We start from the raw sequence: 21,962 nt of genomic DNA on the forward strand, positions 1-21,962 counted from the left end.
CAGGGCAGGACGAGGCGTGACGAGGCGTGACAGGGGCCCGGCAGGGCCGGGACGACGGGTCGAGACGGGAGGGACGTGCCGCACTCGAAGCGGCCGGGCGACGTGCTCGGGGGGCGCTACCGGCTGGTGGACCTGCTGGCGGAGAGCGCCGGCGCCCGCTTCTGGCGCGCGCACGACCGCGTCCTCGCCCGCCATGTCGCGGTGCACGTCGTGGCCACCGACGACCCCCGCGCCGAGCGGCTCCTCGACGCCGCGCGCGCGTCGGCCGCCGTCCACGACCGCCGCGTGCTGCGCGTGCTCGACGCCGACCGCGACGCCGAGCAGGTCTACGTCGTCAACGAGTGGGGCGCCGGCACGTCGCTCGACCTGCTGCTGAGCGACGGCCCGCTCGGGCCACGCCGCGCCGCCTTCGTCGCGGCCGAGGCCGCCGACGCCCTGGCCGCGGCCCACGCCGCCGGCATCGCGCACGGCCGGCTCGTCCCGGAGAACGTCCTCGTCGACCACGCCGGGCACGTCCGCCTCATCGGCCTCGCGGTCGACGCGGCGCTCCACGGCCTCCCGCCCGGTCACCCCGACGACGACCTCGTCGACCTCGCCGGGCTGCTGTACGCCGGCCTCACCGCCCGCTGGGCCGGCACCGCCACCTCCCGGGTCGAGGCCGCGCCGCGCGACGCCGCCCGGGTGCTGCGGCCGCGGCGGGTGCGGGCCGGCGTGCCGCGGTCGCTCGACCACCTCTGCGACGGCCTGCTCAACGACCGCGACGCCACCAGCACGGGCGGGCTGCCGGCCTTCTCGCTCGCCACCACCGGAGCGGGGCCCTTCCTCCCGCGCGGTGACGCCCGCCCCCCTCTGCCGGCCACCGCGGGCGACCTGGCCACCTGGCTGACCGACTTCGTGGGCGACCCCGCCGGTCTCGCGGCGTCGCTCGCCACCGCTGCCGGGCCCCGGCCCCGCACCGGCCCCGGCCCGTTGCCGGACACCCCCGCCTTGGGCACGCCCGCGCCCGCCCCGCACCACCCCGCGCCCGCCCCGCACGACCCCGCACCCGCAGATCGCGACCCGGGCCCCGCCCCGCAGGACCGGCCGGCGGAGGGAGCCGCGCCGCCGGCGGAGGCCGGCGCGGCCGACGACGGCCCGTCGGCCCTCGACGCGCCGACCCGCGTGGTGCCGCTGGCCGCGGGCGGAGGGGCAGGCGCCGAGCCGGGCGCGGCGTCGGCGGCCGCGGCCCCGGCCGGCGAGCCCACCGTCGCCGAGCCCCGCCCCGAGCCCACGGTCGCCGAGCCCCGCCCCGACCCCACCGTCGCCGAGGAGCGCCCCGAGCCGGGATCCTCGGAGCACCCAGCGGGACCCCCCGCGTCGACGCGGCCGGCCGGCGACCCCGCCGCGACCGACCTGCCCACCGAGGCCGGCGTCCCGATCTTCCACGACGACGACGTCGACTGGCTGCGCAGCCGCGCGGTGCAGCCGCCACCGCCGCCGCCCTTCGAGGAGGTCCCCGAGCGTCCCCTCTTCGCCCCCGACCCCGCGCCGGGCGAGCCGCTGCGCCGCCCCCGCCCCGGCGCCGCGACCGCACCCCCCTCCGACGACCACTGGCCGTGGGGCGACACGGGGTCCGGCACGGGGAGCACGGCCCCGATGGTCACCGACGAGCCGGAGGAGGACGACCGCGTCCCGGGCCGGCGCACGCTCCGGGTCGCGCTGCTGCTCGCCCTGGTGCTCGTCACGGCCCTCGCCGTCGTGTCGGCCTTCGACCTCGGCCGCGGGGTCTCGCCGCTCGGCAGCGCCGACGACCCCGAGGACGAGCCGAGCGCGACCGCCACCCCGCTCGAGGCGCTGACGGGCCTGACGGCCACCGACCTCGACCCGCAGGGCGACCCGCCGGAGGAGAACCCCGACCTGGCGCCGCTCGTCGTCGACGGCGACCCGGGCACCGCCTGGCGGACCTCGACCTACGCCCAGCAGCTCGGCCCGGCCGGGCTCAAGACCGGGGTGGGCCTCGTCGTCGACCTCGGCCGCTCCGCCACGCCGCGGGAGGTCGTCGTCACCACGCAGGGCGGGCCGACGACGGCGCAGCTCTACCTGGCCGACGGACCCCCGGACGCGGTGGCCGGGCTGGACGTCGTCGCCCGGGCGTCGGGCGAGGGCGAACTCACCTTCGAGCTCGACGGCGCGGCGAGCGGCACCCACCTCGTCGTCTGGCTGACCTCGCTGCCGCCCGTGCCGGACGGCTTCCGGGGTGAGGTCGCCGAGGTCGAGGTCCGCGGGTGAGCCCGGGGGTGAGCCCGGGGGTGGCCGACACGGACGGCCGCGACGACGCCGCCCTGCTCGCCGCCCACGTGGCCGGCGACCCCGACGCCTTCGGGGTGCTGGTCGCCCGGCACCGCGACCGGCTGTGGGCGGTCGCCCTGCGCACGACCGGCCACCTCGAGGACGCCGCCGACGGTCTGCAGGACGGCCTGGTCGCGGCCTACCGTCGGGCAGGCAGCTTCCGCGGCGACGCCGCCGTCACGACCTGGCTGCACCGGGTCGTGGTCAACGCGTGCCTCGACCGGCTGCGCGCCGAGCGGGTGCGCGCCGCCGACCCCCTGCCCGAGGGCCTCGACGAGCGGCCGCCGGCCGCCCACGCCTCGGCCGGGTCACCCCGCACGGCCGGGGCGCCCGGAGCGCCGGTCGACCCGCAGGAGGCCGTCGTCGCGGCCGAGCGACGCGACCGGGTCGTGGCGGCGCTCGCCGCGCTCCCGGTCGAGCAGCGCGCTGCGCTCGTGCTCGTCGACGTCGAGGGGTGGTCGGTGGCCGAGGCGGCCCTGGCCCTCGACTGCGCCCCCGGCACCGTGAAGTCGCGCTGCTCCCGCGGCCGGGCCCGGCTGGCCACGCTCCTCGCCGACCTGCTACCCGAGCGTGCCACGACGGTGCTGCCCGGCGCCCCGCGGAACCCCGCTGCCGCCGCCGACGTCGGACCCCTGGAGCCCCGCGGCCCCCCGACCGGTTCCTGACGCCCGCCGGACGGACCCCCGCCCGTCCCCGCCATCGAGAGGAGGTCACCTGTGGTCGAGCCCGACCGCCCCGAGCCCGCCGACGCCCCTGACGGCACGGGCCGAGACGACGCGCTGCGACGCCTGCTCGCCGACGTGCGCGTCACCGAGCCCGCCCCGCCGCACGTGGTGGCCCGCCTCGACGCCGCCCTCGCCGCGCTCGCTGCCGAGCGGGGTGCGGGGGTGGACCTCGGCCCGACCGTGCAGGTCGCCGGCTCGCAGACCCCCGGCCGGCCGACCCCCCGTGTGCCCTCTCCCGGCGGGACCCCCGCGGACCGCACCCTCGACCACGAGCTCGCCGCCCGCCGTCGTCGTCGCCACGGGCGGCGCCGGGCGGGCCTGGCCGCAGCGGCGGCAGTGGTCGTGGCCGGCCTCGGCGCCACGCTGGTCGACGACCTCGGCCCGCTTCCTGGCGCCGGTGGTGACACCGCCACCTCCGACGCGGCCGGGGAGGCGGAGGGCGGTGAGGCGGGCGGGGCCGCCTCGAGCGAGGCGGAGTCGGCCCCCGGTGCCGCGGAGGCGCCGGCCGAGGACCGCGACCTCGGCAGCACGACGTACGCCGTGGGCGGCGTCCCCGCGCTGACCTCCGCCGGGTTCGACCAGGAGGTGCGCCGGGTCCTGGGCACGGAGCCGCCCTCCGCCCTCGTCGACGAGCAGCGCTCCGGCGCCGACGTCGTGCGCGCACTGCAGGCCTGCGGCCTCGGGCCCGCCGCCGGTGACGACGCGTCGCTGCCCGTCACCTACGACGGCATCCCGGCCCTGCTGCTGGTGCGCGACGACCCGGACCGGCCCGGCGGCGCGGTGCTCGTCGAGGTCGTCGCCTGCGCCGACGGACCCGCGCCGGGCGGCACGCGGACGCTGCGCACGGCGCGGAGCGAGCGCGCGGGCCCGGTCGCGCCCTGAGCGCCCCAGCGCGCGGAACATCGCTGGCCTACGATCGGTTGAGCAGGCAGAGACACCCGTGCCCGTCCGGGCACACCGCCGTCCCGTCGGGGACGGACGCAGCCGAGCGGAAGGAGCACCCGCGCATGACCGCGCCCGAGAGTCCCGAGAGCGCCGTGAGCCCCGAGGACGCCGCGATCCGCGACGTCATCGTGATCGGCTCCGGCCCGTCCGGCTACACCGCCGCCGTGTACGCCGCGCGTGCCAGCCTGTCCCCCCTCGTCTTCGAGGGGTCGGTGACCGCCGGCGGTGCCTTGATGAACACCACCGAGGTCGAGAACTTCCCCGGCTTCCGCGACGGCATCATGGGTCCGGCCCTCATGGACGAGATGCGGGCCCAGGCCGAGCGCTTCGGCGCCGAGCTGGTGCCCGACGACGTCGTCGAGGTCGACCTGACCGGCCCGGTGAAGGTCGTCAAGACCGCGACCGACACCTACCGCTCCCGCGCGGTCGTGCTGGCGACCGGCTCCGCCTACCGCAAGCTCGGGCTGCCCCGCGAGGACGAGCTGTCCGGGCGCGGCGTCTCGTGGTGCGCCACCTGCGACGGCTTCTTCTTCCGCGAGCAGGCGATCGCCGTCGTCGGCGGCGGCGACTCCGCGGTCGAGGAGGCCACCTTCCTCACGCGCTTCGCCTCCAAGGTCTACCTGGTGCACCGCCGCGACGAGCTGCGGGCCTCGAAGATCATGCAGGAGCGCGCTTTCGCCGACCCCAAGCTCGAGATGGTGTGGAACGCCGAGGTCGCCGAGATCCACGGCACCGACCGGGTCGAGTCGGTCACGCTGCGCGACACGGTGACCGGTGAGACCCGCCCGCTGGAGGTGACCGGGCTGTTCATCGCGATCGGCCACGACCCCCGCAACGAGCTGCTCACGGGGCAGGTCGACCTCGACGACGAGGGTTACGTGCTCGTCCAGCAGCACTCGACCGCCACCAACCTCCCCGGGGTGTTCGCGGCCGGTGACCTGGTCGACCACGTCTACCGCCAGGCGATCACGGCGGCCGGCACGGGGTGCGCGGCCGCGCTCGACGCCGAGCGCTACCTCGCCGAGCTCGACCACACCGACGCGCAGGCCGAGCAGGCCCAGCGCGACGTCGCGGCCGAGGGCGTCACCCAGGAGCCGCAGACCGCCGGTCTCTGACCGTCGTCCCGGCCTGCCCCCGGGCGGCCGGGCCGCTCGGAACAACCTCACCGGTCCCGGTGTTGGGACCAGCACCACCCAGTGCACGTGACACCCCCAGGAAGGGAGCCCCCGTGGCGAACATCGCTGCCGTGACCGACGCCGAGTTCGAGGCGCAGGTCCTCAAGTCCGACAAGCCGGTCCTCGTGGACTTCTGGGCCGAGTGGTGCGGCCCGTGCCGCCAGGTCTCCCCCATCCTGGAGGAGATCGCGGCCGCCCACGGTGACAAGATCACGTTCTTGAAGATGAACGTCGACGAGAACCCCGTCACCCCGGCGTCCTACCGCGTCACCGGCATCCCGACGCTCAACGTCTACCAGGGCGGCGAGGTCGTGAAGTCCATCGTGGGCGCGAAGCCGAAGGCGGCGCTGCTCGGCGAGCTCTCCGACTTCACCGGCTGACCCCGACGTCTCGCCGAGGTCGGCGCCCCAGCCGACCCACCCGCACCACCCGGCCCACCCGTGTCGCACGGGTGGGCCGTGGTGCGTGCGGGGGCACGACCGCGCCGCGCAGCCGCTCGACGGCCGCCTCGACCTCGTCGCGCCAGCGCAGCGCCGTGCGGAGGTCCATGCGCATGCGGGGCACCGACGCGTGCGGCCGGTGCGTGCCGAAGCCGACGCTGCTCAAGAAGTCGGCGGGCAGCAGGCAGGCCGTGCTCGTCACCCCGCCGACGCGCCCCGCGGCGCCCGGCCCGCGGGCGAAGGCCTCGACCGCCCGGACGCCGCCACGGGTCACCAGGTCGCGGGCCACGGCCTGCACCAGCACCCGCCCGAGGCCGCCACGGGCGCCGGGTCGGACGTACGCCGTGGTCAGCAGCACCGCGTCCGGGCTGACCGGCGCCGTCGGGAAGGCCTCCGCCCCGGGCACGAAGGCCGGCGGGGCGTAGACGGCCCAGGCGACGACCTCGCCGTCCACCCGCACGACGCGACCGCACGAGCCCCACTCGCGCAGGACCCACGAGAGCCACGCCGCCTTCTCGTCCGCGACCTCCGTGGCGCCGACGCGCGCGCGGCGCACCGGGTCGAGCTCCCAGAAGAGGCAGTCGCCGCACGGGCCCGGGAGCAGCGCCAGGTGGTCGACCGTCAGCCGCTCGACCGTGCGTCCCACCCCGGCAGCGTACGACGCGCCGCTGCGTCGCGCCACGGGTGCGAGACTGTGCCCGCGCACCCGTCGCGCCCCCCCGACGCCCTCCGCAGCCCAGGAGCAACCGTGCTCGACCTGACCTACCCCCCGATCATCGCTGCCGCCAAGACCAGCTTCCGCCTGCTCGGCCAGCGGTTCCAGATGACCGGCACCGAGCACGTGCCGCGCCGCGGGGGGGTCCTGCTGGCGTGCAACCACATCGGCTACGTGGACTTCGTGTACGGCGGCCTGGCGGCCAACCCGTCCGGGCGCAAGGTGCGCTTCATGGCGAAGCGGGAGATCTTCGACCACCGCATCGGCGGACCCGTCATGCGCTCGTTGCACCACATCGAGGTCGACCGCGGCGAGGGCCTCGCGTCCTTCCGCACGGCGGTCGACTACCTGCGGCGTGGTGAGGCGGTGGGGATCTTCCCCGAGGCCACCATCTCGCGCTCCTTCGAGCTGAAGGAGTTCAAGACCGGGGCGGTGCGCATCGCGGCCGAGGCCGGCGTGCCGCTCGTGCCCGTGGTGATGTGGGGGACCCAACGCATGCTCACCAAGGGCCACCCCAAGGACTTCTCCCGCGGCAAGACCATCGCGCTCACGGTCGGTGAGCCGCTGCACCCCACCGGGGCCGACCCGGTCGCCGAGACCGCGGAGCTGCGGAGCGCGATGGCGCGGATGCTGGACGAGACCATCGCTGCCTACCCGGCCGACGAGCAGCCGCCGGGGTCGTGGTGGCTGCCCGCCCGCCTCGGTGGCAGTGCGCCGACGCCTGAGGAGGCGCACGAGCTCGACCTCGCCGAGAAGCGCGAGCGTGCGGCGCGGCGGGCGGCCAAGCGGGCGGCAGGTCAGCAGCCGACCACCGACCTCAGCGCAGGCGAGTAGCGCGAGCGACGCCCGGCGTGTCGCCGGCCCAGCGCGTCGCCCCCGTTCGTTCCACGTGGAACGCGAAAAAAGTCGGTTCGTCTGTTTGTCGACATGTAGATCTGCCGATTTGCGCCGGGTTCCGGTCCGGTCAGATCGGTCGGTCCGAGCGGTTGCGCGGGTCCATCACCTCGACGATGCGCCGCAGGTCGTCCAGTGAGGCGAACTCCACGGTGATCTTGCCCTTGGACTTGCCGAGGTCGACCTTCACCCGGGTCTCGAACCGGTCGGCCAGGCGGTCGGCCAGCTCGGACAGGCCGGGGGCCGTGGGCCTGTTCCGTGCGGAGCGAGGGGCGCCCCGTCCGTGGTCGCCGACGGCCACGATCTCCTCGAGACCGCGCACGCTGATGCCCTCTGCCACGACGCGTTGCGCGAGGCGGTCCTGCAGGTCCGCGTCGTCGACCGCGAGCAGGGCGCGGGCGTGGCCCGCGGAGAGCACCCCGGCCGCGACTCGTCGCTGCACTGCCGGGCTGAGCTTGAGCAACCGCAGGGTGTTGGAGATCTGGGGGCGTGAACGGCCGATGCGCTGGGCGAGCTCCTCGTGGGTGCAGCCGAAGTCCTCCAGGAGCTGGCTGTAGGCGGCCGCCTCCTCCAGCGGGTTGAGCTGGCTGCGGTGGAGGTTCTCGAGGAGGGCGTCGCGCAGCATGGCGTCGTCACCGGTCTCGCGCACGATCGCCGGGATCGTGTCCTGGCCGGCCTCCTGCGAGGCGCGCCACCGCCGCTCGCCCATGATGAGCTCGTAGGCGTCCTCACCGGTGCGTCGCACCACGACGGGCTGGAGCAGGCCCACCTCGCGGATGGAGTGCACCAGCTCGGCGAGCGCCTCCTCGTCGAACACCTGGCGCGGCTGCCAGGGATTCGGCACGACCTGCGTGATCGGCAGCTCCGCGAAGTAGGCCCCTGCCACGGCGCCCGCAGGTGGGCCGGGCGGGGTCTCACCGGGGGAGGTGGCTGCCGGGTCGGGGCCGGCCGCCCCAGCCTCGCCACCAGACCCGGCACTCGAGGACGCCAACGCGTCGCGCGACGACGCGGGGACGATCCCGGCACTGCGTGCCTCGTCACCTCCCGCCTCGTGACCTCCCGCCTCGTGACCTCGCGCCTCGTCGCCCCCTGCGCCGCTGGGGCCCTCGGCCGGGCCGGCCGGAGCCGTGGGGATGAGCGAGCCGAGCCCGCGGCCGAGGCCGCGCCGCGCCGGACGGGGCTGGTTCACCGAGGGGCTCCTTGGCTGGCGATCTCGCGGGCGGCCTCGAGGTAGCTGAGCGCACCGGGTGAGCCGGGGTCGTAGGTCATCACGGTCTGACCGTAGGAGGGCGCCTCCGAGACCCGCACGCTGCGCGGGATCATGGTGCGCAGCACCTGCTCACCGAAGTGCTCCCGCACCTCCTCCGCCACACCGGCCGCGAGGCGGGTGCGGCCGTCGTACATGGTCACGAGGATGGTCGAGACCTGCAGCTGCTGGTTCAGGTGGGCCTTCACCATCTCCACCGTCTCCAGGAGCTGACCGAGGCCTTCGAGGGCGTAGTACTCCGCCTGGATCGGGATCAGCATCTCGTCACCGGCGACGAGGGCGTTGAGCGTGAGCAGGCCCAGGCTGGGCGGGCAGTCGACCAGCACGTAGTCGAGTCGGTCGTCTCCCACCTCAGCAGCATGGCCGACGCGCGGGTGGGCGTGGATCGCCTTGCGCAGACGGCCCTCGCGCGCCACCACGCTCACCAGCTCGATCTCGGCACCGGCGAGGTCGATCGTCGCCGGCACCACCCACAGCCGCTCCTGGTCGGGGCACGGCTGCTCGACCTCCTCGATGGCCGCGCCGTCGACCAGGAGGTCGTAGGTCGAGGCCACGCCACGTCGGTGCTCGATGTTCAAGGCCGTGGACGCGTTGCCCTGGGGGTCGAGGTCGACGACGAGCACCTGGAGCCCGAGCTGCGCCAGGGCGGCGGCGACGTTGACCGTCGACGTCGTCTTGCCTACCCCGCCCTTCTGGTTCGCGACCACCATGACGCGGGTGCTCTCAGGCCGCGGCACCGGGGCGCCGAAGCGTGCGCCGTGCCGGGCCAGCACGGAGTGCTCGGCCGCCCGCGCCAGCGGCGTCGACTCGTCGTGCAGTCCCGCCGGCACGTCGGCGAGGTCCGCTGCGGTACGCACCGTGAAGGTGCCCGCGGACCGCGCGGCCGTCGCCGAGGCCTGGTCCGGTGTTTCACGTGGAACCACGGTTTACCCCATCTGGTCGAGCTTGTGGACAACGACCGGTCGAACCTGCAAAATCCCCTGCGGCACGCGCAATCCGGCGGTGGACAAAACTGTGGAGAACTACCGGTGCTGACGTCGTGACGGCCCGCCGCGACCACGCCCACCGCGCGTGCTGCGGCGTCGCACAGGCCCAGCAGCCTGCTGCGGCGCACGCGGCGACGGGTGCGGACGGAGCGGCCAACCTACTCGCTCCGGCTCTGCCCAGGAAACCGTCAGGACCGTGGTCGGCGGGTCCACCACACCACCGCCCACGTGCAGGACCGCCGGCGCGGCAGCGGACCAGGACGCGAGCTCCGGCGCGGCCTCGACGACCTCGTCGTGCACGCGCGCCCCCTTCATCACGACGAGCCGGCCGGTGGGCGCCACCAGCGGCATGGACCACCCGAGGAGGCGCGGCAACGGTGCCACCGCCCGCGACGTGACCACGTCGAACACCTCGTGACCGTGCAGGTCCTCGGCCCGCCCCCGGACGACGCGCACGTTGTCGAGCCCGAGCGACTCGACCACCGCGCCGAGGAAGGTGGTGCGCCGCAGGAGCGGCTCGACCAGCGTCACCGCCAGGGCGGGGTGTCGCAGTGCCAGCACCAGGCCCGGGAGACCTGCGCCCGAGCCGAGGTCGACCAGCGTCCGGTCCGTCGGCCTGAGCGCGTCTCCGACCACGGCGCAGCCGAGGAGGTGGCGCTCCCACAGCCGGGGCACCTCACGCGGTCCGATCAGCCCCCGCACCACGGCATCGTCGGCGAGCAGCGCGGCGTACTCCTCGACGAGCGGCAGACGGTCAGCCGGGAACACCTGCGCGGCCGTATCCGGCACCGCGGATGTTCCACGTGGAACATCGGGCACGATCAGCCCGGGAGCACCACGACGAAGCGACGCGGCTCGACGCCCTCGGACTCCGAGGCCAGGCCCGCCGCGGCCACCGCGTCGTGCACGACCTTGCGTTCGAAGGGGCTCATCGCCGCGAGCGAGACCTTCTCGCCGGTCTCGCGCGCCTGGGCCACCGCCTCGGCGGCCACCCGCTCCAGCTCCACCTTGCGCTGCGCACGGAAGCCGGAGATGTCCAGCATCAGGCGCGAGCGCTCGCCGGTCTCGCGGTAGACGGCGAGGCGCGTCAGCTCCTGCAGCGCCTCGAGGACCTCGCCGTCCCGACCCACGAGCTGGGTGAGGTCGGCACCGACCACCGACACGACGGCTCGGTCACCCTCGACGTCGATGTCGAGGTCGCCGTCCAGGTCCGCGATGTCGAGCAGCTCCTCGAGGTAGTCGGCGGCGATGTCGCCCTCAGCCTCGAGCCGCTCGACACGGGAGGGCCGCTCCGACCCGGCCGTGCCGTCGGCATCGCCACCGGGAGCGGCACCTGCCGACTCGGCAGCGCCCTCCTGCGGCGTCTCGGGCGCGGTGTCGGTGTCGTCCGCTCGCGCGGCGGACTCGTGCGGGGCGTCGGTCACGGGGGGTGCTCCTCGGTCGTGCGTACAGGTCGTGGGGGGCCGGGTCCACGCGCGCCGCGGCGGCGAGCCAGGGACGGCCCGGTGAGCGCTGGTCAGCGCTTCTTCTTGGACGCCTTCGTCGCCGGCTTGGCGCCGGCCTTGGTCGAGCCACCGGTGGTCGCCCCGCCGGGGCCCGCGCCGCGCTGGGCGGGACGACCGCCGGCAGTGCGCTGGCTGCGGGTCTGCCGCTTCGGCTGCTGCCGGGCGGCCGCACGACGAGCCGCGGCCTCGGCCTCGGCGGCCGCGGCGGCCTCCTGCGCCTGCTCCTCGGGGGTGGGGCCCAACCCCTTGCGGGCGGCGCGGGCCTTGTCGCGCTCGGCCTTCGCCGTCGCCGCGGGCGTGCCCGGGGCCGGGTTGCGGCGGATGACGTAGAACTGCTGGCCCATCGTCCACAGGTTGGAGGTGGTCCAGTAGATGAGCACGCCGATGGGGAAGGCGACGCCGCCCACCGCGAAGACCAGCGGGAGCACGTAGAGCAGCAGCTTCTGCTGCTGGGCGTAGGGGCCCGAGAGTGCGTCGGCCGGCATGTTCTTGCTCATCAGCTGGCGCTGGGTGAGGAAGGTGGTGACGGTCATCGCCACGACGAGCGCGGCCGCCATCAGCATCACGCCGACGTCGCCACCAGCGCTGATGAACGTCTCGGAGATGTCCACGCCGAAGAGCCGCGCTGCCTGGAACTGCTGCGCCTGCTCGTCGGTGAGGACACCGCGACCCTCGCCGTTCTTCGCTGCCTGGTCGATCAGGCGGAACAGGCCGAAGAAGATCGGCATCTGCAGCAGGATCGGCAGGCAGGAGGCGAAGGGGTTGGTGCCGGTCTCGCGGTAGAGCTTCATCGTCTCCTGCGCGAGACGCTCCCGGTCGTGGCCGTACTTCTTCTGCAGCTCCTTCACCTTGGGCTGGATCAGCTGCATGTTGCGGCTCGACTTGATCTGCTTGACGAACAGCGGGATCAGGAGCATCCGGATGACCAGCGTCAGGCCGACGATCGACAGCGCCCACGCGGCACCGCTGTCGGCCGGCAGGCCGAGGGCGGTGAACAGCTCGTGCCAGCCGACCATGATCGCCGAGATCACGTAGTAGAGCGGCGTCATGATGAAGCTGCCGATGGCGGAGAAGAAGCCCACGGGGAGTCCTCTTTCAGGTCCTAGGGCCGACCCGCGCGGGGCGGGTCGGGACGGGGTCGTAGCCGCCGGCCGCCCACGGGTGGCAGCGGGCGAGCCTGCGGGCCGAGAGCCACGTGCCGCGGAGGCTGCCGTGCTCCTGCACGGCCTCCAGGGCGTAGGCCGAGCAGGAGGGGTGGTAGCGGCACACCTGGCCGTAGAGCGGGCTGATCAGCAGCCGGTAGCCGCGCAGCAGCGCGACGAGCAGGTGCTTCACTCAGTGCTCCTCGGGGCCGCGGTCGACCGGCGACAACCGGTCGAGACAACGGTCGAGCGCCGCGCCGAGTTCCGCGTACGCCGCGTCGGCCGCGGCTGGCTGGGCCCGCACCACGAGCACGCAACGGCCCGGGAGCGACGCGAGTCTCTCCCGGGCCAGGTGGCGCAGGCGGCGCTTGACGCGGTTGCGGACCACGGCGTCGCCGACCGCGCGGCTGACGACGAAGCCCACGCGCGGGCCGCTCGACACCGTGTCCTGCTCGTCGACCTCCAGGAGGTGGACGACCAGGAGCCGCGAGCCGGAGCGGCGGCCCCGCCGCACGGCGCGCCGGAACCCCTCACCCGAGGTGAGCCGGTGCTCGGCCGCCAGCACGTCAGGTCCGCGCGCGCTGCGCGGCTCAGACGGCCAGGCTCTTGCGGCCCTTGCGGCGGCGCGAGGACAGGATGGCGCGACCCGCACGGGTGCGCATGCGCAGGCGGAAGCCGTGCACCTTGTGGCGGCGACGGTTGTTCGGCTGGTACGTACGCTTGCTCACTGCTTGATCTCCCGGTGTGTGGACGTGCGGCACCCGTCGACGTGCTGGGCGACCGATCCACGGTACGCGGTCGTCTCCGACAGGGTCAAACCTGCGCGCACCGGCCTCCCGGCGGCCCGACGGGGCCTGTGGACAACATCTTGCCCGCCGTCTCCACACGTTGTTACCTTCGCGCCTCCGGGTCTCCCCTCCACCGACCCGGTCGGCACCGCCGAGCGCCCGGTCCGCACGACGGCCGCGACGCCCCAGCACTGCCCCTGACCTGCGACGACGCAGGCGGCAGCAGCCGGCCGGTGGTGTGCCGGTGCCCTACCCAGACCCCCGGGTCACCGTGGTTCACAACCTGTGGAGAAACTTGTGGACCGAGCAGCAGGGCCGCTCACCGGCGGCACCACCGAGGAGGCGCAGCAACGCATGCACGACGGCGACCCCACCCGGCACGAGCCCCCCTCGGACGGCAGCGGCGCGGACGGGTCGGCGCCACTCGACCTCGCGGGTGCGTGGCACGCCGTCGTGGCCGACCTGCAGCCCCACCAGCGGGCGTGGCTCAGCGCGAGCAGGCCGGTCACGCTGCACGAGAGCACCGCCATCGTCGCGGTGCCGAACGACTTCACCCGCGGCCAGCTCGAGGGCCGGCTGCGACCGCAGCTCGAGGACGCCCTGAGCGAGGCCTTCGGCCGCGAGATCCGCATCGCCGTCACCGTCGACCCGGACCTCGAGCCCGACGAGGCCGGTCAAGGTGCCCCCGCGCCGCGCCAGTCGACGGCCCCTCCCGGGTCCGTGGGCGCCGGCGCCGGTCCGTCCGCACCCGCCGACCTGACCGCCGTGCCCACCTACCCGGACACCGCCGCACCGGTCGCCCCGATCGCTCCCAACCCCCGGTTCCACATCGACTTGTCGACAAACCGACAGGTCGACTCGGCTGGCGGTTGGGCAGCCCCGACGGCCTCGCCCACCCCGCCGCGCGCCGTACCCCCGCCCGCGCCGGCACCGGGCGCCGACCCGGCGCAGGGCACGGCCGGTGCGCTCGAGACGCGGCTCAACCCGAAGTACACCTTCGAGACCTTCGTCATCGGCTCGTCCAACCGCTTCCCGCACGCCGCGGCCGTCGCGGTCGCCGAGGCACCGGGCAAGGCCTACAACCCGCTGCTCGTCTACGGCGACTCCGGCCTCGGCAAGACCCACCTGCTGCACGCCATCGGCCACTACGTCCGCTCGCTCTACGCCGGCGCCAAGGTGCGCTACGTGTCGAGCGAGGAGTTCACCAACGAGTTCATCAACGCGATCCGCGACGACCGGCAGGACCGGTTCAAGCGCCGCTACCGCGACGTCGACGTGCTCCTCATCGACGACATCCAGTTCCTGGAGGGCAAGACCCAGACCCAGGAGGAGTTCTTCCACACCTTCAACACGCTCCACAACGCCAACAAGCAGATCGTGCTGACCTCCGACCGCGCCCCCAAGCGGCTCGAGGCGCTCGAGGACCGGCTGCGCAACCGCTTCGAGTGGGGCCTCATCACCGACGTCCAGCCGCCCGACCTCGAGACCCGCATCGCGATCCTGCGCAAGAAGGCCGCGATGGACCGCCTCACCGCGCCGCCCGACGTGCTCGAGTTCATCGCCAGCAAGATCCAGACCAACATCCGCGAGCTCGAGGGCGCGCTGATCCGGGTCACGGCCTTCGCCAACCTCAACCGGCAGGAGGTCGACCGCACCCTCGCCGAGATCGTGCTGAAGGACCTCATCCCCGAGGGCGGCGAGCCCGAGATCACCGCGGCCGCGATCATCGCGCAGACCGCGGCCTACTTCGGCGTCTCGATCGAGGACCTCACGGGCCCGAGCCGCGGTCGTCACCTGGTGCAGGGTCGCCAGATCGCGATGTACCTCTGCCGCGAGCTCACCGACCTCTCGCTGCCCAAGATCGGCGCGCAGTTCGGCAACCGCGACCACACGACCGTCATGTACGCCGACCGCAAGATCAACCAGCTGCTCGCCGAGCGGCGCTCGGTCTTCAACCAGGTCAGCGAGCTCACCAACCGCATCAAGCTCCAGGCCCGCGGCTGACCGCACCGCACGTCCCCGGCGGCCCCGCCGCCTGTGGACGAGGGGTACGACGAGCGGTCCCGGCCGCGGGACGGCGTGTGGAGGAGCAGCGACCCGGCAGGGACGTGTGGTTCGCCGCCCACAGGTGCGGGCAGCGCAGCCGCTCGTCGTGCACACCCCCTGTGGACGTGCGACACGCGGGCTGACCTGCGCGGACCGCGCTCGTCCACAGACTGCACAGAACCTCCTACGACGCACACCCTGGACACGGATCGATCCCCGGGAAACGTCCTGCTCGGCCCCGACCTGTGGACCACCTCCCCCCGGCCCTGACCGCTGCCTCCCGCGGACCGCCCCGCGCATGGCAGGATCAGCCCCCCGGCGCCGGGATCCCGCGCCGCAGGACGCCCGCCGAGGACCCCGGAGGACCCCGCTGTGAAGTTCCGCGTCGAACGTGACGTGCTCGCCGACGCCGTCGCCTGGGCGGCCCGCAGCCTCCCGGTCCGTCCCAGCGTCCCCGTGCTCGCAGGCCTGCTCGTCGAGGCGAGCGACGAGGGCCTCGTGCTCTCGACCTTCGACTACGAGACCTCGGCGCGCGCCACGCTGGCCGCCGAGGTGTCCGACGAGGGCAAGGCCCTCGTGAGCGGCCGGCTGCTCGCCGACATCTGCCGCAGCCTGCCGGCGAAACCGGTCGAGATGGTGCTCGACGGCACCCGCGTCTCGCTGACCTGCGGCTCGGCGCGCTTCAGCCTGCAGACGATGCCGGTCGAGGACTACCCCTCGCTGCCGCAGATGCCGACCGCGACCGGCACAGTGCGCAGCGACGTCTTCGCCCACGCGGTCGCCCAGGCCGTCACCGCCGCGGGCCGCGACGACATGCTGCCCGTGCTCACCGGCGTGCGGCTCGAGATCGACGGCTCGACGATCTCGCTGCTCGCCACCGACCGCTTCCGGCTCTCCCACCGCGAGCTCGCGTGGGAGCCCCGCACCCCCGACGAGTCGATGGCCGCGCTGGTGCCGGCCAAGGTGCTCGCCGACACCGCCAAGTCGCTGACCTCGGGTGCCGAGGTCACCATCGCGCTCGCCGCCGGCGGCAGCGGCGAGGGCATCATCGGCTTCGAGGGCGCCGCTGCCGGCGGTGTGCGGCGCACCACGACGCGACTGCTCGACGGCGAGTTCCCCAAGGTCCGCAGCCTCTTCCCGACCGAGCACCTCACGGTCGCCCGCGTCGACAAGGCCTCGCTGGTCGAGTCGGTCAAGCGCGTCTCCCTCGTCGCCGAGCGCAACACCGCCGTGCAGCTCGCCTTCGCCGACGGCGTGCTCACGCTCGACGCCGGCTCGGGCGACGAGGCCCAGGCCTCGGAGTCCATCGAGGCCACGGTGAGCGGCGAGGACCTGACGACCGGCTTCAACCCGCAGTTCCTGCTCGACGGCCTCACCGCCATCGACGAGACCACGGTCGAGCTGGCCTTCACCCAGGCCTCCAAGCCCGTGGTGATGTCGGGCTCCGTCGACGACGGTGCCGCCGACCCCGGCTTCCGCTACCTGCTCATGCCGCGCCGCCTGCTGTCCTGACGCACCGGGGCGCCTGGCCCGGGCCGGCGCCCCGACCCGCGGGCGACCCGGCGACCGCGGGTCGGGTCTACGGTGGACGACGGGCGGACCCCGCCCCACCGACGTACGCACTGGAGGGACAGCAGATGCACCTCGGCCTCATCGGGCTCGGCAAGATGGGCGGCAACATGCGCGAGCGGCTGCGCCGCGCAGGGCACACCGTCACCGGCTACGACCGCAACCCCGAGCTCGCCGACGTCGGCTCGCTCGAGGAGCTGGTCGCCGCGCTGCCCTCCCCGCGCGTGGTCTGGGTGATGGTCCCGGCGGGCGGCCCGACCCAGGAGACGATCGACGCGCTCAAGCCGCTGCTCGCCGAGGGCGACGTCGTGGTCGACGGCGGCAACTCGCGCTGGACCGACGACGAGGAGCACGCCCGCGACCTGGCCGAGGCGGGCATCGGCTTCGTCGACTGCGGTGTCTCCGGCGGCGTGTGGGGCCTGGAGAACGGCTACGCGCTGATGTACGGCGGCTCCGCCGAGGACGTCGCCAAGGTGCAGCCGGCCTTCGACGCGCTGAAGCCGGAGGGCGAGCTCGGCGCCGTGCACGCCGGCCGCGTCGGCGCGGGCCACTTCTCCAAGATGGTCCACAACGGCATCGAGTACGCGATCATGCAGTCCTACGCCGAGGGCTGGGAGCTGCTCGACAAGGCCGGGCTGGTCGACAACGTGACCGAGGTGTTCCGCTCCTGGCGCGAGGGCACGGTCATCCGCTCCTGGCTCCTCGACCTGCTGGTCGCCGCCCTCGACGACGACCCGGGCCTGGCCTCGGTCGCGGGCTACGCCGAGGACTCCGGTGAGGGCCGGTGGACGGTCGAGGCCGGCATCCAGCACGCCGTGGCGACCCCGGCCATCACGGCCGCGCTCTACGCCCGCTTCGTCTCGCGGCAGGACGACTCGCCGGCCATGAAGGCGGTCGCCGCCATGCGCAACCAGTTCGGCGGCCACGCGATGCGCACGTCGGCTCCCGAGGGCGGTGACGTCGCGGACGGTGGCACCCCGGACCAGGCGGAGGCAGCCCGGCAGGCCGGGTCCGGCTCGGCGTCCGAGCCCGCGGAGAGCTAGCACCGCCCGTGCACGTCGCCCACCTCTCGCTGCACGACTTCCGCTCCTACGCCGCGCTCGAGCTGGCGCTGGAGCCGGGCGTGACGGCGTTCGTGGGACGCAACGGGCAGGGCAAGACCAACCTGGTCGAGGCCGTCGACTACCTCTCCCGGCTCGGCTCGCACCGGGTCGCGGGCGACGCGCCCCTGGTGCGGGCCGGGGCCGAGCAGGCGGTGGTGCGCGCGGTGGTGGTGCGCGACGGCCGACCGGCGACCCTCGAGGTCGAGGTCAACCCCGGACGCTCCAACCGGGCCCGCATCAACCGCTCACCGCTGCCCCGGGCGCGCGAGATCGTCGGGCTGGTGCGCACGGTCGTCTTCGCCCCCGACGACCTGGTGCTGGTCAAGGGCGACCCGTCGGACCGGCGCCGCTTCCTCGACGACCTGCTGGTGCTGCGCACCCCGCGCCTGGCCGGGGTGCGCGCCGACCACGACCGCGTGCTGAAGCAGCGCAACTCGCTGCTCAAGACCGCCGGTGCCGCCCGCCGCGGCAGCAGCGCGCAGGAGGGGGCGCTCGCCACCCTCGACGTGTGGGACGACCACCTCGCCCGGGTCGGCGGTGAGCTGCTGGCCGCCCGCCTCGACCTCGTCGACGCACTGCGGCCCTTCGTCGGCACCGCCTACGAGGCGGTCGCGCGCGGTGCCTCCCGCGCCGACGCCGCGCTGGACTACAAGCCGTCGTTCGACCTGCCCGACGGCGGCGTGCACGTCGCGGAGGGTCGTCGCTCCCCGGAGCTGTTCCGCGACGCCCTGCTCGGCGCGCTCGGCGAGCGGCGCCGCGACGAGCTGGACCGCGGCGTCTCGCTCGTGGGCCCGCACCGCGACGACCTCGTGCTCTCGCTCGGCAACGGGGAGCTGCGGCTGCCGGTGAAGGGCTACGCCTCGCACGGGGAGTCGTGGTCCTTCGCGCTCGCGCTGCGGCTCGCCTCCTACGACCTGCTGCGCAGCGAGGGCGACGACCCGATCCTGGTGCTCGACGACGTCTTCGCCGAGCTCGACACCGGCCGCCGCGACCGGCTCGCGGAGCTCGTCGCGGGTGCCGAGCAGGTCCTGGTCACCGCCGCCGTGCCCGAGGACGTGCCGGCCGCGCTCGCCGGTGCCCGCTTCCGCGTCGCCGACGGCGCGGTCACGCCGGTGGTCGACACCGTGGCGGACGCCTCGTGAGCAGGTCGCAGCGCGAGGGCGCCGGCCAGGAGCCCGCCGGGGAGCCCGCCGGGGAGCTCGCCTCGGACGCCGAGCGGCCGGGGGGCCCCGACCAGACCGGGCACGACCAGACCGGGCACGACCAGACCGGGCACGACCAGACCGGGCACGACCAGACCGGGCTCGAGCTGGCCCGCGCGCTGACCCGCGCCACCGCCCGCGCCCGGCCCGCGACCGGTCCGGGCAACCCGGGCGGTCGGGGTCGCGGCGGCGCGGGTGGCCAGGGCGGTGCGGGCGCGGGTGGTCGCGGGGCCCGACGGCCCCCCGACCTCGACGACGACGGCAAGCCCGACCCGGTGGCCCGGCGACGCGGCGGGTTGTCGGGCGCGCACCCCGACGAGCGTGACCCGCAGACGCTCGACACCACGCTGGGCCGCCTGGTCGCCGACCACGGCTGGGCGCTCGACCTGCGCGTGCACGGCGTCGTGGGGCGGTGGCGCGAGCTGGTCGGCGAGGAGGTCGCCGACCACTGCACACCGGAGTCCTTCGCCGACGGCCGGCTGTCGGTGCGCACCGACTCGACCGCGTGGGCCACGCAGCTGCGGCTGCTCGCCCCCACGATCGTGCGGCGCCTCAACGAGGAGCTCGGCCACGGCACGGTGACCTTCCTGGAGGTGCTGGGCCCGCACCTGCCGAGCTGGAGCCGCGGCCCGCGCCGGGTGCGCGACGGACGCGGTCCGCGCGACACCTACGGCTGAGCCCGGGGACCGCTCCTGTGCCCGCCCCGCGTGCGCGTCAGCGTACGGGGGCCCGGCGGACCCCCTGCGCGGCGCCGCAGGAGGCCCTCACAGGGCGCTGCGGGGCGTTCTGCGCCTCGTGTCGTCCCCAGCCCGGGGGCGCGTCGCGTGTCAGCGGCCCGCTGGCGGGGTAGCATGGCCTCGGGCCGCCACGCTCCTCGACCGGCGGCCCCTGGCATGTTCCGGGTCGAGAAGTGAAGAGGTTCGCGTGACCGAGCAGACAGCGTCCGAGGGCTCCGCCGCCACCCCCGAGCCGACCGGTCCCGAGCCGACCGGTGCCGCAAGCGCACCGGCGCCCGAGGTGGTGGCCGAGGCCCTCTCCTCGCGGTCGGCGACCGGCGACGCGGCCTACGACGCCTCCGCGATCCAGGTGCTCGAAGGCCTGGAGGCGGTGCGCAAGCGCCCGGGCATGTACATCGGCTCCACCGGCGAGCGCGGCCTGCACCACCTGATCTGGGAGATCGTCGACAACGCCGTCGACGAGGCGCTCGCCGGCCACTGCGACCGCATCGTGGTGACGGTGCTCGCCGACGGCGGCATCCGCGTCGAGGACAACGGCCGCGGCATCCCGACCGACACCGCGCCGGGGCAGGAGCTGCCGGCGCTGACGCTGGCGCTGACCGTGCTCCACGCCGGCGGCAAGTTCGGCGGCGGCGGCTACAAGGTCTCCGGCGGTCTGCACGGCGTGGGCGTGTCGGTGGTCAACGCGCTGTCGAGCCACGTCGTCGCCGAGGTGAAGAACCGCGGTCACCTGTGGCGCCAGACCTTCACGGTCGGCGTGCCCGACGGCGGGCTGGAGCAGGTGCGGCCCCTCGAGCCCGGCGAGCGCACCGGCACGACGGTGACCTTCTGGGCCAGCCCCGACATCTTCGAGACCACGCACTACAACTTCGAGACCATCACCTCGCGCATCCGCGAGATGGCCTTCCTCAACAAGGGTCTCGAGATCGTCGTGCGCGACGAGCGCCCGGCGGCCGACGAGGTCGCCGACGCGGTCGAGGACGACACCGTCCCCGACGACGTCGACCAGGCCGGCGCCGACGCGCTCAAGCGCGCCGAGGGCGGCGGTGTCGAGCAGGTCTTCCGCTACGACCGCGGCCTCGTCGACTACGTCGACCACCTCAACCGCCGCAAGGACAAGGCCAACCCCACCGTCATCGCCTTCGAGGCCGAGACGCCGGCGTCGGTGGAGAACCACCAGAGCCTCGAGGTGGCGATGCAGTGGACCACCGCCTACACCGAGTCGGTCCACACCTTCGCCAACACCATCAACACCCACGAGGGCGGCACCCACGAGGAGGGCTTCCGCGCGGCGCTCACCTCCCTGGTCAACCACTGGGGCGAGGAGTGGGGCCTGGTCAAGAAGCCCGAGGACCGCGTGAAGGGCGACGACATCCGCGAGGGCCTCACCGCGATCATCTCGGTCAAGCTCGGCGAGCCGCAGTTCGAGGGCCAGACCAAGACCAAGCTCGGCAACACCGAGACCAAGGGCTTCGTGCAGCGGGTGGTCAACGAGCAGCTCGGCGACTGGTTCGAGAAGAACCCCGCCGAGGGCCGCGAGATCGTGCGCAAGGCGCAGGCGGCCGCGTCCGCCCGCATCGCGGCACGCAAGGCGCGCGACCTCGCCCGCGGCCGCAAGGGCCTGCTCGGCGGCGGCGGCCTGCCGGGCAAGCTGTCGGACTGCCAGTCCACCAACCCCGCCGAGTGCGAGGTCTTCATCGTCGAGGGCGACTCGGCGGGCGGCTCGGCGCGCCAGGGCCGCGACCCGCGGGTGCAGGCGATCCTCCCGATCCGCGGCAAGATCCTCAACGTCGAGAAGGCGCGCATCGACAAGGTGCTCGGCAACGCCGAGGTGCAGTCGATCATCTCCGCCCTCGGCACCGGCATCACGGAGGAGTTCACCCTCGACAAGCTGCGCTACCACAAGGTCGTGCTGATGGCCGACGCCGACGTCGACGGCCACCACATCAACACCCTGCTGCTGACGCTGCTCTTCCGCTTCATGCGCCCGCTCATCGAGCACGGCCACGTCTACATGGCCCAGCCGCCGCTCTACCGCCTGCGGTGGAACAAGCCCCACGAGCACGAGTTCGTCTACTCCGACGCCGAGCGCGACGCGCTGGTGCGCGCGGGGCTCGAGGCCGGCAAGAAGCTGCCGAAGGAGAACCCCGTCCAGCGCTACAAGGGCCTCGGCGAGATGAACGCCAAGGAGCTGTGGGAGACCACGATGGACCCCGACAACCGGCTCATGCTGCAGGTGACGCTCGACGACGCCGCCCAGGCCGACGAGATCTTCTCGATCCTCATGGGCGAGGACGTCGAGCAGCGCCGCTCCTTCATCCAGCGCAACGCCAAGGACGTCCGATTCCTCGATATCTAGGTCTCTAGTCCAGACCCTAGACAGACCTAGCGCACG

At 74.5% G+C, this 21,962-nt stretch carries 21 protein-coding genes; 12 read left to right on the forward strand and 9 right to left on the reverse strand.

The genetic code is table 11. The features are described 5' to 3' along the window. The first annotated feature begins 75 nt into the window (after positions 1 to 75). From BJ989_RS02300 to trxA, 5 genes are all read left to right on the forward strand, one after another. Complete coding sequence (locus tag BJ989_RS02300; protein WP_179516836.1) at positions 76 to 2,268, forward strand: protein kinase domain-containing protein; 2,193 nt, start codon at positions 76 to 78, stop codon at positions 2,266 to 2,268. Between the two features lie 20 nt (positions 2,269 to 2,288). Next, entirely contained in the window at positions 2,289 to 2,993 is a 705-nt protein-coding gene (gene sigM, locus BJ989_RS02305; protein ID WP_179516837.1) for an RNA polymerase sigma factor SigM, read from the forward strand. A 51-nt stretch (positions 2,994 to 3,044) separates the two neighbouring features. Then, positions 3,045 to 3,935, forward strand: a complete 891-nt coding sequence (locus BJ989_RS02310) for a hypothetical protein (protein WP_179516838.1) — start codon at positions 3,045 to 3,047, stop codon at positions 3,933 to 3,935. A gap of 125 nt (positions 3,936 to 4,060) precedes the next feature. Continuing rightward, positions 4,061 to 5,113, forward strand: coding sequence for a thioredoxin-disulfide reductase (trxB, locus tag BJ989_RS02315; RefSeq protein WP_179516839.1), 1,053 nt, complete (start codon positions 4,061 to 4,063; stop codon positions 5,111 to 5,113). A 113-nt stretch (positions 5,114 to 5,226) separates the two neighbouring features. After that, positions 5,227 to 5,553, forward strand: coding sequence for a thioredoxin (trxA, locus tag BJ989_RS02320; RefSeq protein WP_343049018.1), 327 nt, complete (start codon positions 5,227 to 5,229; stop codon positions 5,551 to 5,553). Here trxA and BJ989_RS02325 read toward each other — a convergent pair. Continuing rightward, positions 5,543 to 6,259, reverse strand: a complete 717-nt coding sequence (locus BJ989_RS02325; RefSeq protein WP_218848682.1) for a GNAT family N-acetyltransferase — start codon at positions 6,257 to 6,259, stop codon at positions 5,543 to 5,545. The two genes, trxA and BJ989_RS02325, sit on opposite strands and share 11 nt — an antisense overlap. 102 nt (positions 6,260 to 6,361) lie before the next feature. On the opposite strand from BJ989_RS02325, the gene BJ989_RS02330 reads away from it, so the two are divergent. After that, complete coding sequence (locus BJ989_RS02330) at positions 6,362 to 7,162, forward strand: 1-acyl-sn-glycerol-3-phosphate acyltransferase (protein WP_179516840.1); 801 nt, start codon at positions 6,362 to 6,364, stop codon at positions 7,160 to 7,162. Between the two features lie 130 nt (positions 7,163 to 7,292). On the opposite strand, the gene BJ989_RS02335 is transcribed toward BJ989_RS02330, so the two are convergent. The 8 genes from BJ989_RS02335 to rpmH form a co-directional block, all read right to left on the reverse strand. Beyond that, positions 7,293 to 8,411, reverse strand: coding sequence for a ParB/RepB/Spo0J family partition protein (locus tag BJ989_RS02335; RefSeq protein WP_179516841.1), 1,119 nt, complete (start codon positions 8,409 to 8,411; stop codon positions 7,293 to 7,295). After that, the gene (locus BJ989_RS02340) at positions 8,408 to 9,346 is read right to left on the reverse strand and encodes an AAA family ATPase (protein ID WP_179516842.1); all 939 of its coding nucleotides are present in this window, start codon (positions 9,344 to 9,346) and stop codon (positions 8,408 to 8,410) included. The genes BJ989_RS02335 and BJ989_RS02340 overlap by 4 nt, the downstream gene beginning before the upstream one ends. A 165-nt stretch (positions 9,347 to 9,511) precedes the next feature. Beyond that, on the reverse strand, positions 9,512 to 10,243 hold the full coding sequence (gene rsmG / locus BJ989_RS02345; protein WP_343049019.1) for a 16S rRNA (guanine(527)-N(7))-methyltransferase RsmG: 732 nt from the start codon (positions 10,241 to 10,243) through the stop codon (positions 9,512 to 9,514). Between the two features lie 53 nt (positions 10,244 to 10,296). Continuing rightward, the gene (locus BJ989_RS02350; RefSeq protein ID WP_179516843.1) at positions 10,297 to 10,899 is read right to left on the reverse strand and encodes a Jag family protein; all 603 of its coding nucleotides are present in this window, start codon (positions 10,897 to 10,899) and stop codon (positions 10,297 to 10,299) included. 92 nt (positions 10,900 to 10,991) lie between these two features. After that, on the reverse strand, positions 10,992 to 12,062 hold the full coding sequence (gene yidC / locus BJ989_RS02355) for a membrane protein insertase YidC (protein WP_179516844.1): 1,071 nt from the start codon (positions 12,060 to 12,062) through the stop codon (positions 10,992 to 10,994). A gap of 13 nt (positions 12,063 to 12,075) precedes the next feature. Continuing rightward, on the reverse strand, positions 12,076 to 12,315 hold the full coding sequence (gene yidD, locus BJ989_RS02360; protein WP_179516845.1) for a membrane protein insertion efficiency factor YidD: 240 nt from the start codon (positions 12,313 to 12,315) through the stop codon (positions 12,076 to 12,078). Beyond that, on the reverse strand, positions 12,316 to 12,687 hold the full coding sequence (gene rnpA / locus BJ989_RS02365) for a ribonuclease P protein component (RefSeq protein WP_179516846.1): 372 nt from the start codon (positions 12,685 to 12,687) through the stop codon (positions 12,316 to 12,318). A 25-nt stretch (positions 12,688 to 12,712) separates the two neighbouring features. After that, positions 12,713 to 12,850, reverse strand: coding sequence for a 50S ribosomal protein L34 (rpmH, locus tag BJ989_RS02370; RefSeq protein ID WP_011758123.1), 138 nt, complete (start codon positions 12,848 to 12,850; stop codon positions 12,713 to 12,715). Between the two features lie 414 nt (positions 12,851 to 13,264). Between rpmH and dnaA the strand changes: the two genes are divergently transcribed. From dnaA to gyrB, 6 genes are all read left to right on the forward strand, one after another. Next, entirely contained in the window at positions 13,265 to 14,914 is a 1,650-nt protein-coding gene (dnaA, locus tag BJ989_RS02375; RefSeq protein WP_179519303.1) for a chromosomal replication initiator protein DnaA, read from the forward strand. Between the two features lie 414 nt (positions 14,915 to 15,328). Further along, on the forward strand, positions 15,329 to 16,468 hold the full coding sequence (gene dnaN, locus BJ989_RS02380; protein WP_179516847.1) for a DNA polymerase III subunit beta: 1,140 nt from the start codon (positions 15,329 to 15,331) through the stop codon (positions 16,466 to 16,468). A 125-nt stretch (positions 16,469 to 16,593) separates the two neighbouring features. Next, a complete protein-coding gene (gene gnd / locus BJ989_RS02385) occupies positions 16,594 to 17,568 on the forward strand; it encodes a phosphogluconate dehydrogenase (NAD(+)-dependent, decarboxylating) (protein WP_179516848.1) in 975 nt (324 codons plus the stop codon). Positions 17,569 to 17,576: 8 nt separating this feature from the next. After that, positions 17,577 to 18,770, forward strand: a complete 1,194-nt coding sequence (gene recF / locus BJ989_RS02390) for a DNA replication/repair protein RecF (RefSeq protein WP_179516849.1) — start codon at positions 17,577 to 17,579, stop codon at positions 18,768 to 18,770. Continuing rightward, the gene (locus BJ989_RS02395; protein ID WP_343049020.1) at positions 18,767 to 19,507 is read left to right on the forward strand and encodes a DciA family protein; all 741 of its coding nucleotides are present in this window, start codon (positions 18,767 to 18,769) and stop codon (positions 19,505 to 19,507) included. Before recF ends, BJ989_RS02395 begins: the two co-directional genes overlap by 4 nt. Before the next feature lie 340 nt (positions 19,508 to 19,847). Beyond that, complete coding sequence (gene gyrB, locus BJ989_RS02400; protein WP_179519305.1) at positions 19,848 to 21,926, forward strand: DNA topoisomerase (ATP-hydrolyzing) subunit B; 2,079 nt, start codon at positions 19,848 to 19,850, stop codon at positions 21,924 to 21,926. Positions 21,927 to 21,962 lie beyond the last annotated feature (36 nt).

Source organism: Nocardioides perillae (assembly GCF_013409425.1).
GTDB lineage: Bacteria > Actinomycetota > Actinomycetes > Propionibacteriales > Nocardioidaceae > Nocardioides > Nocardioides perillae.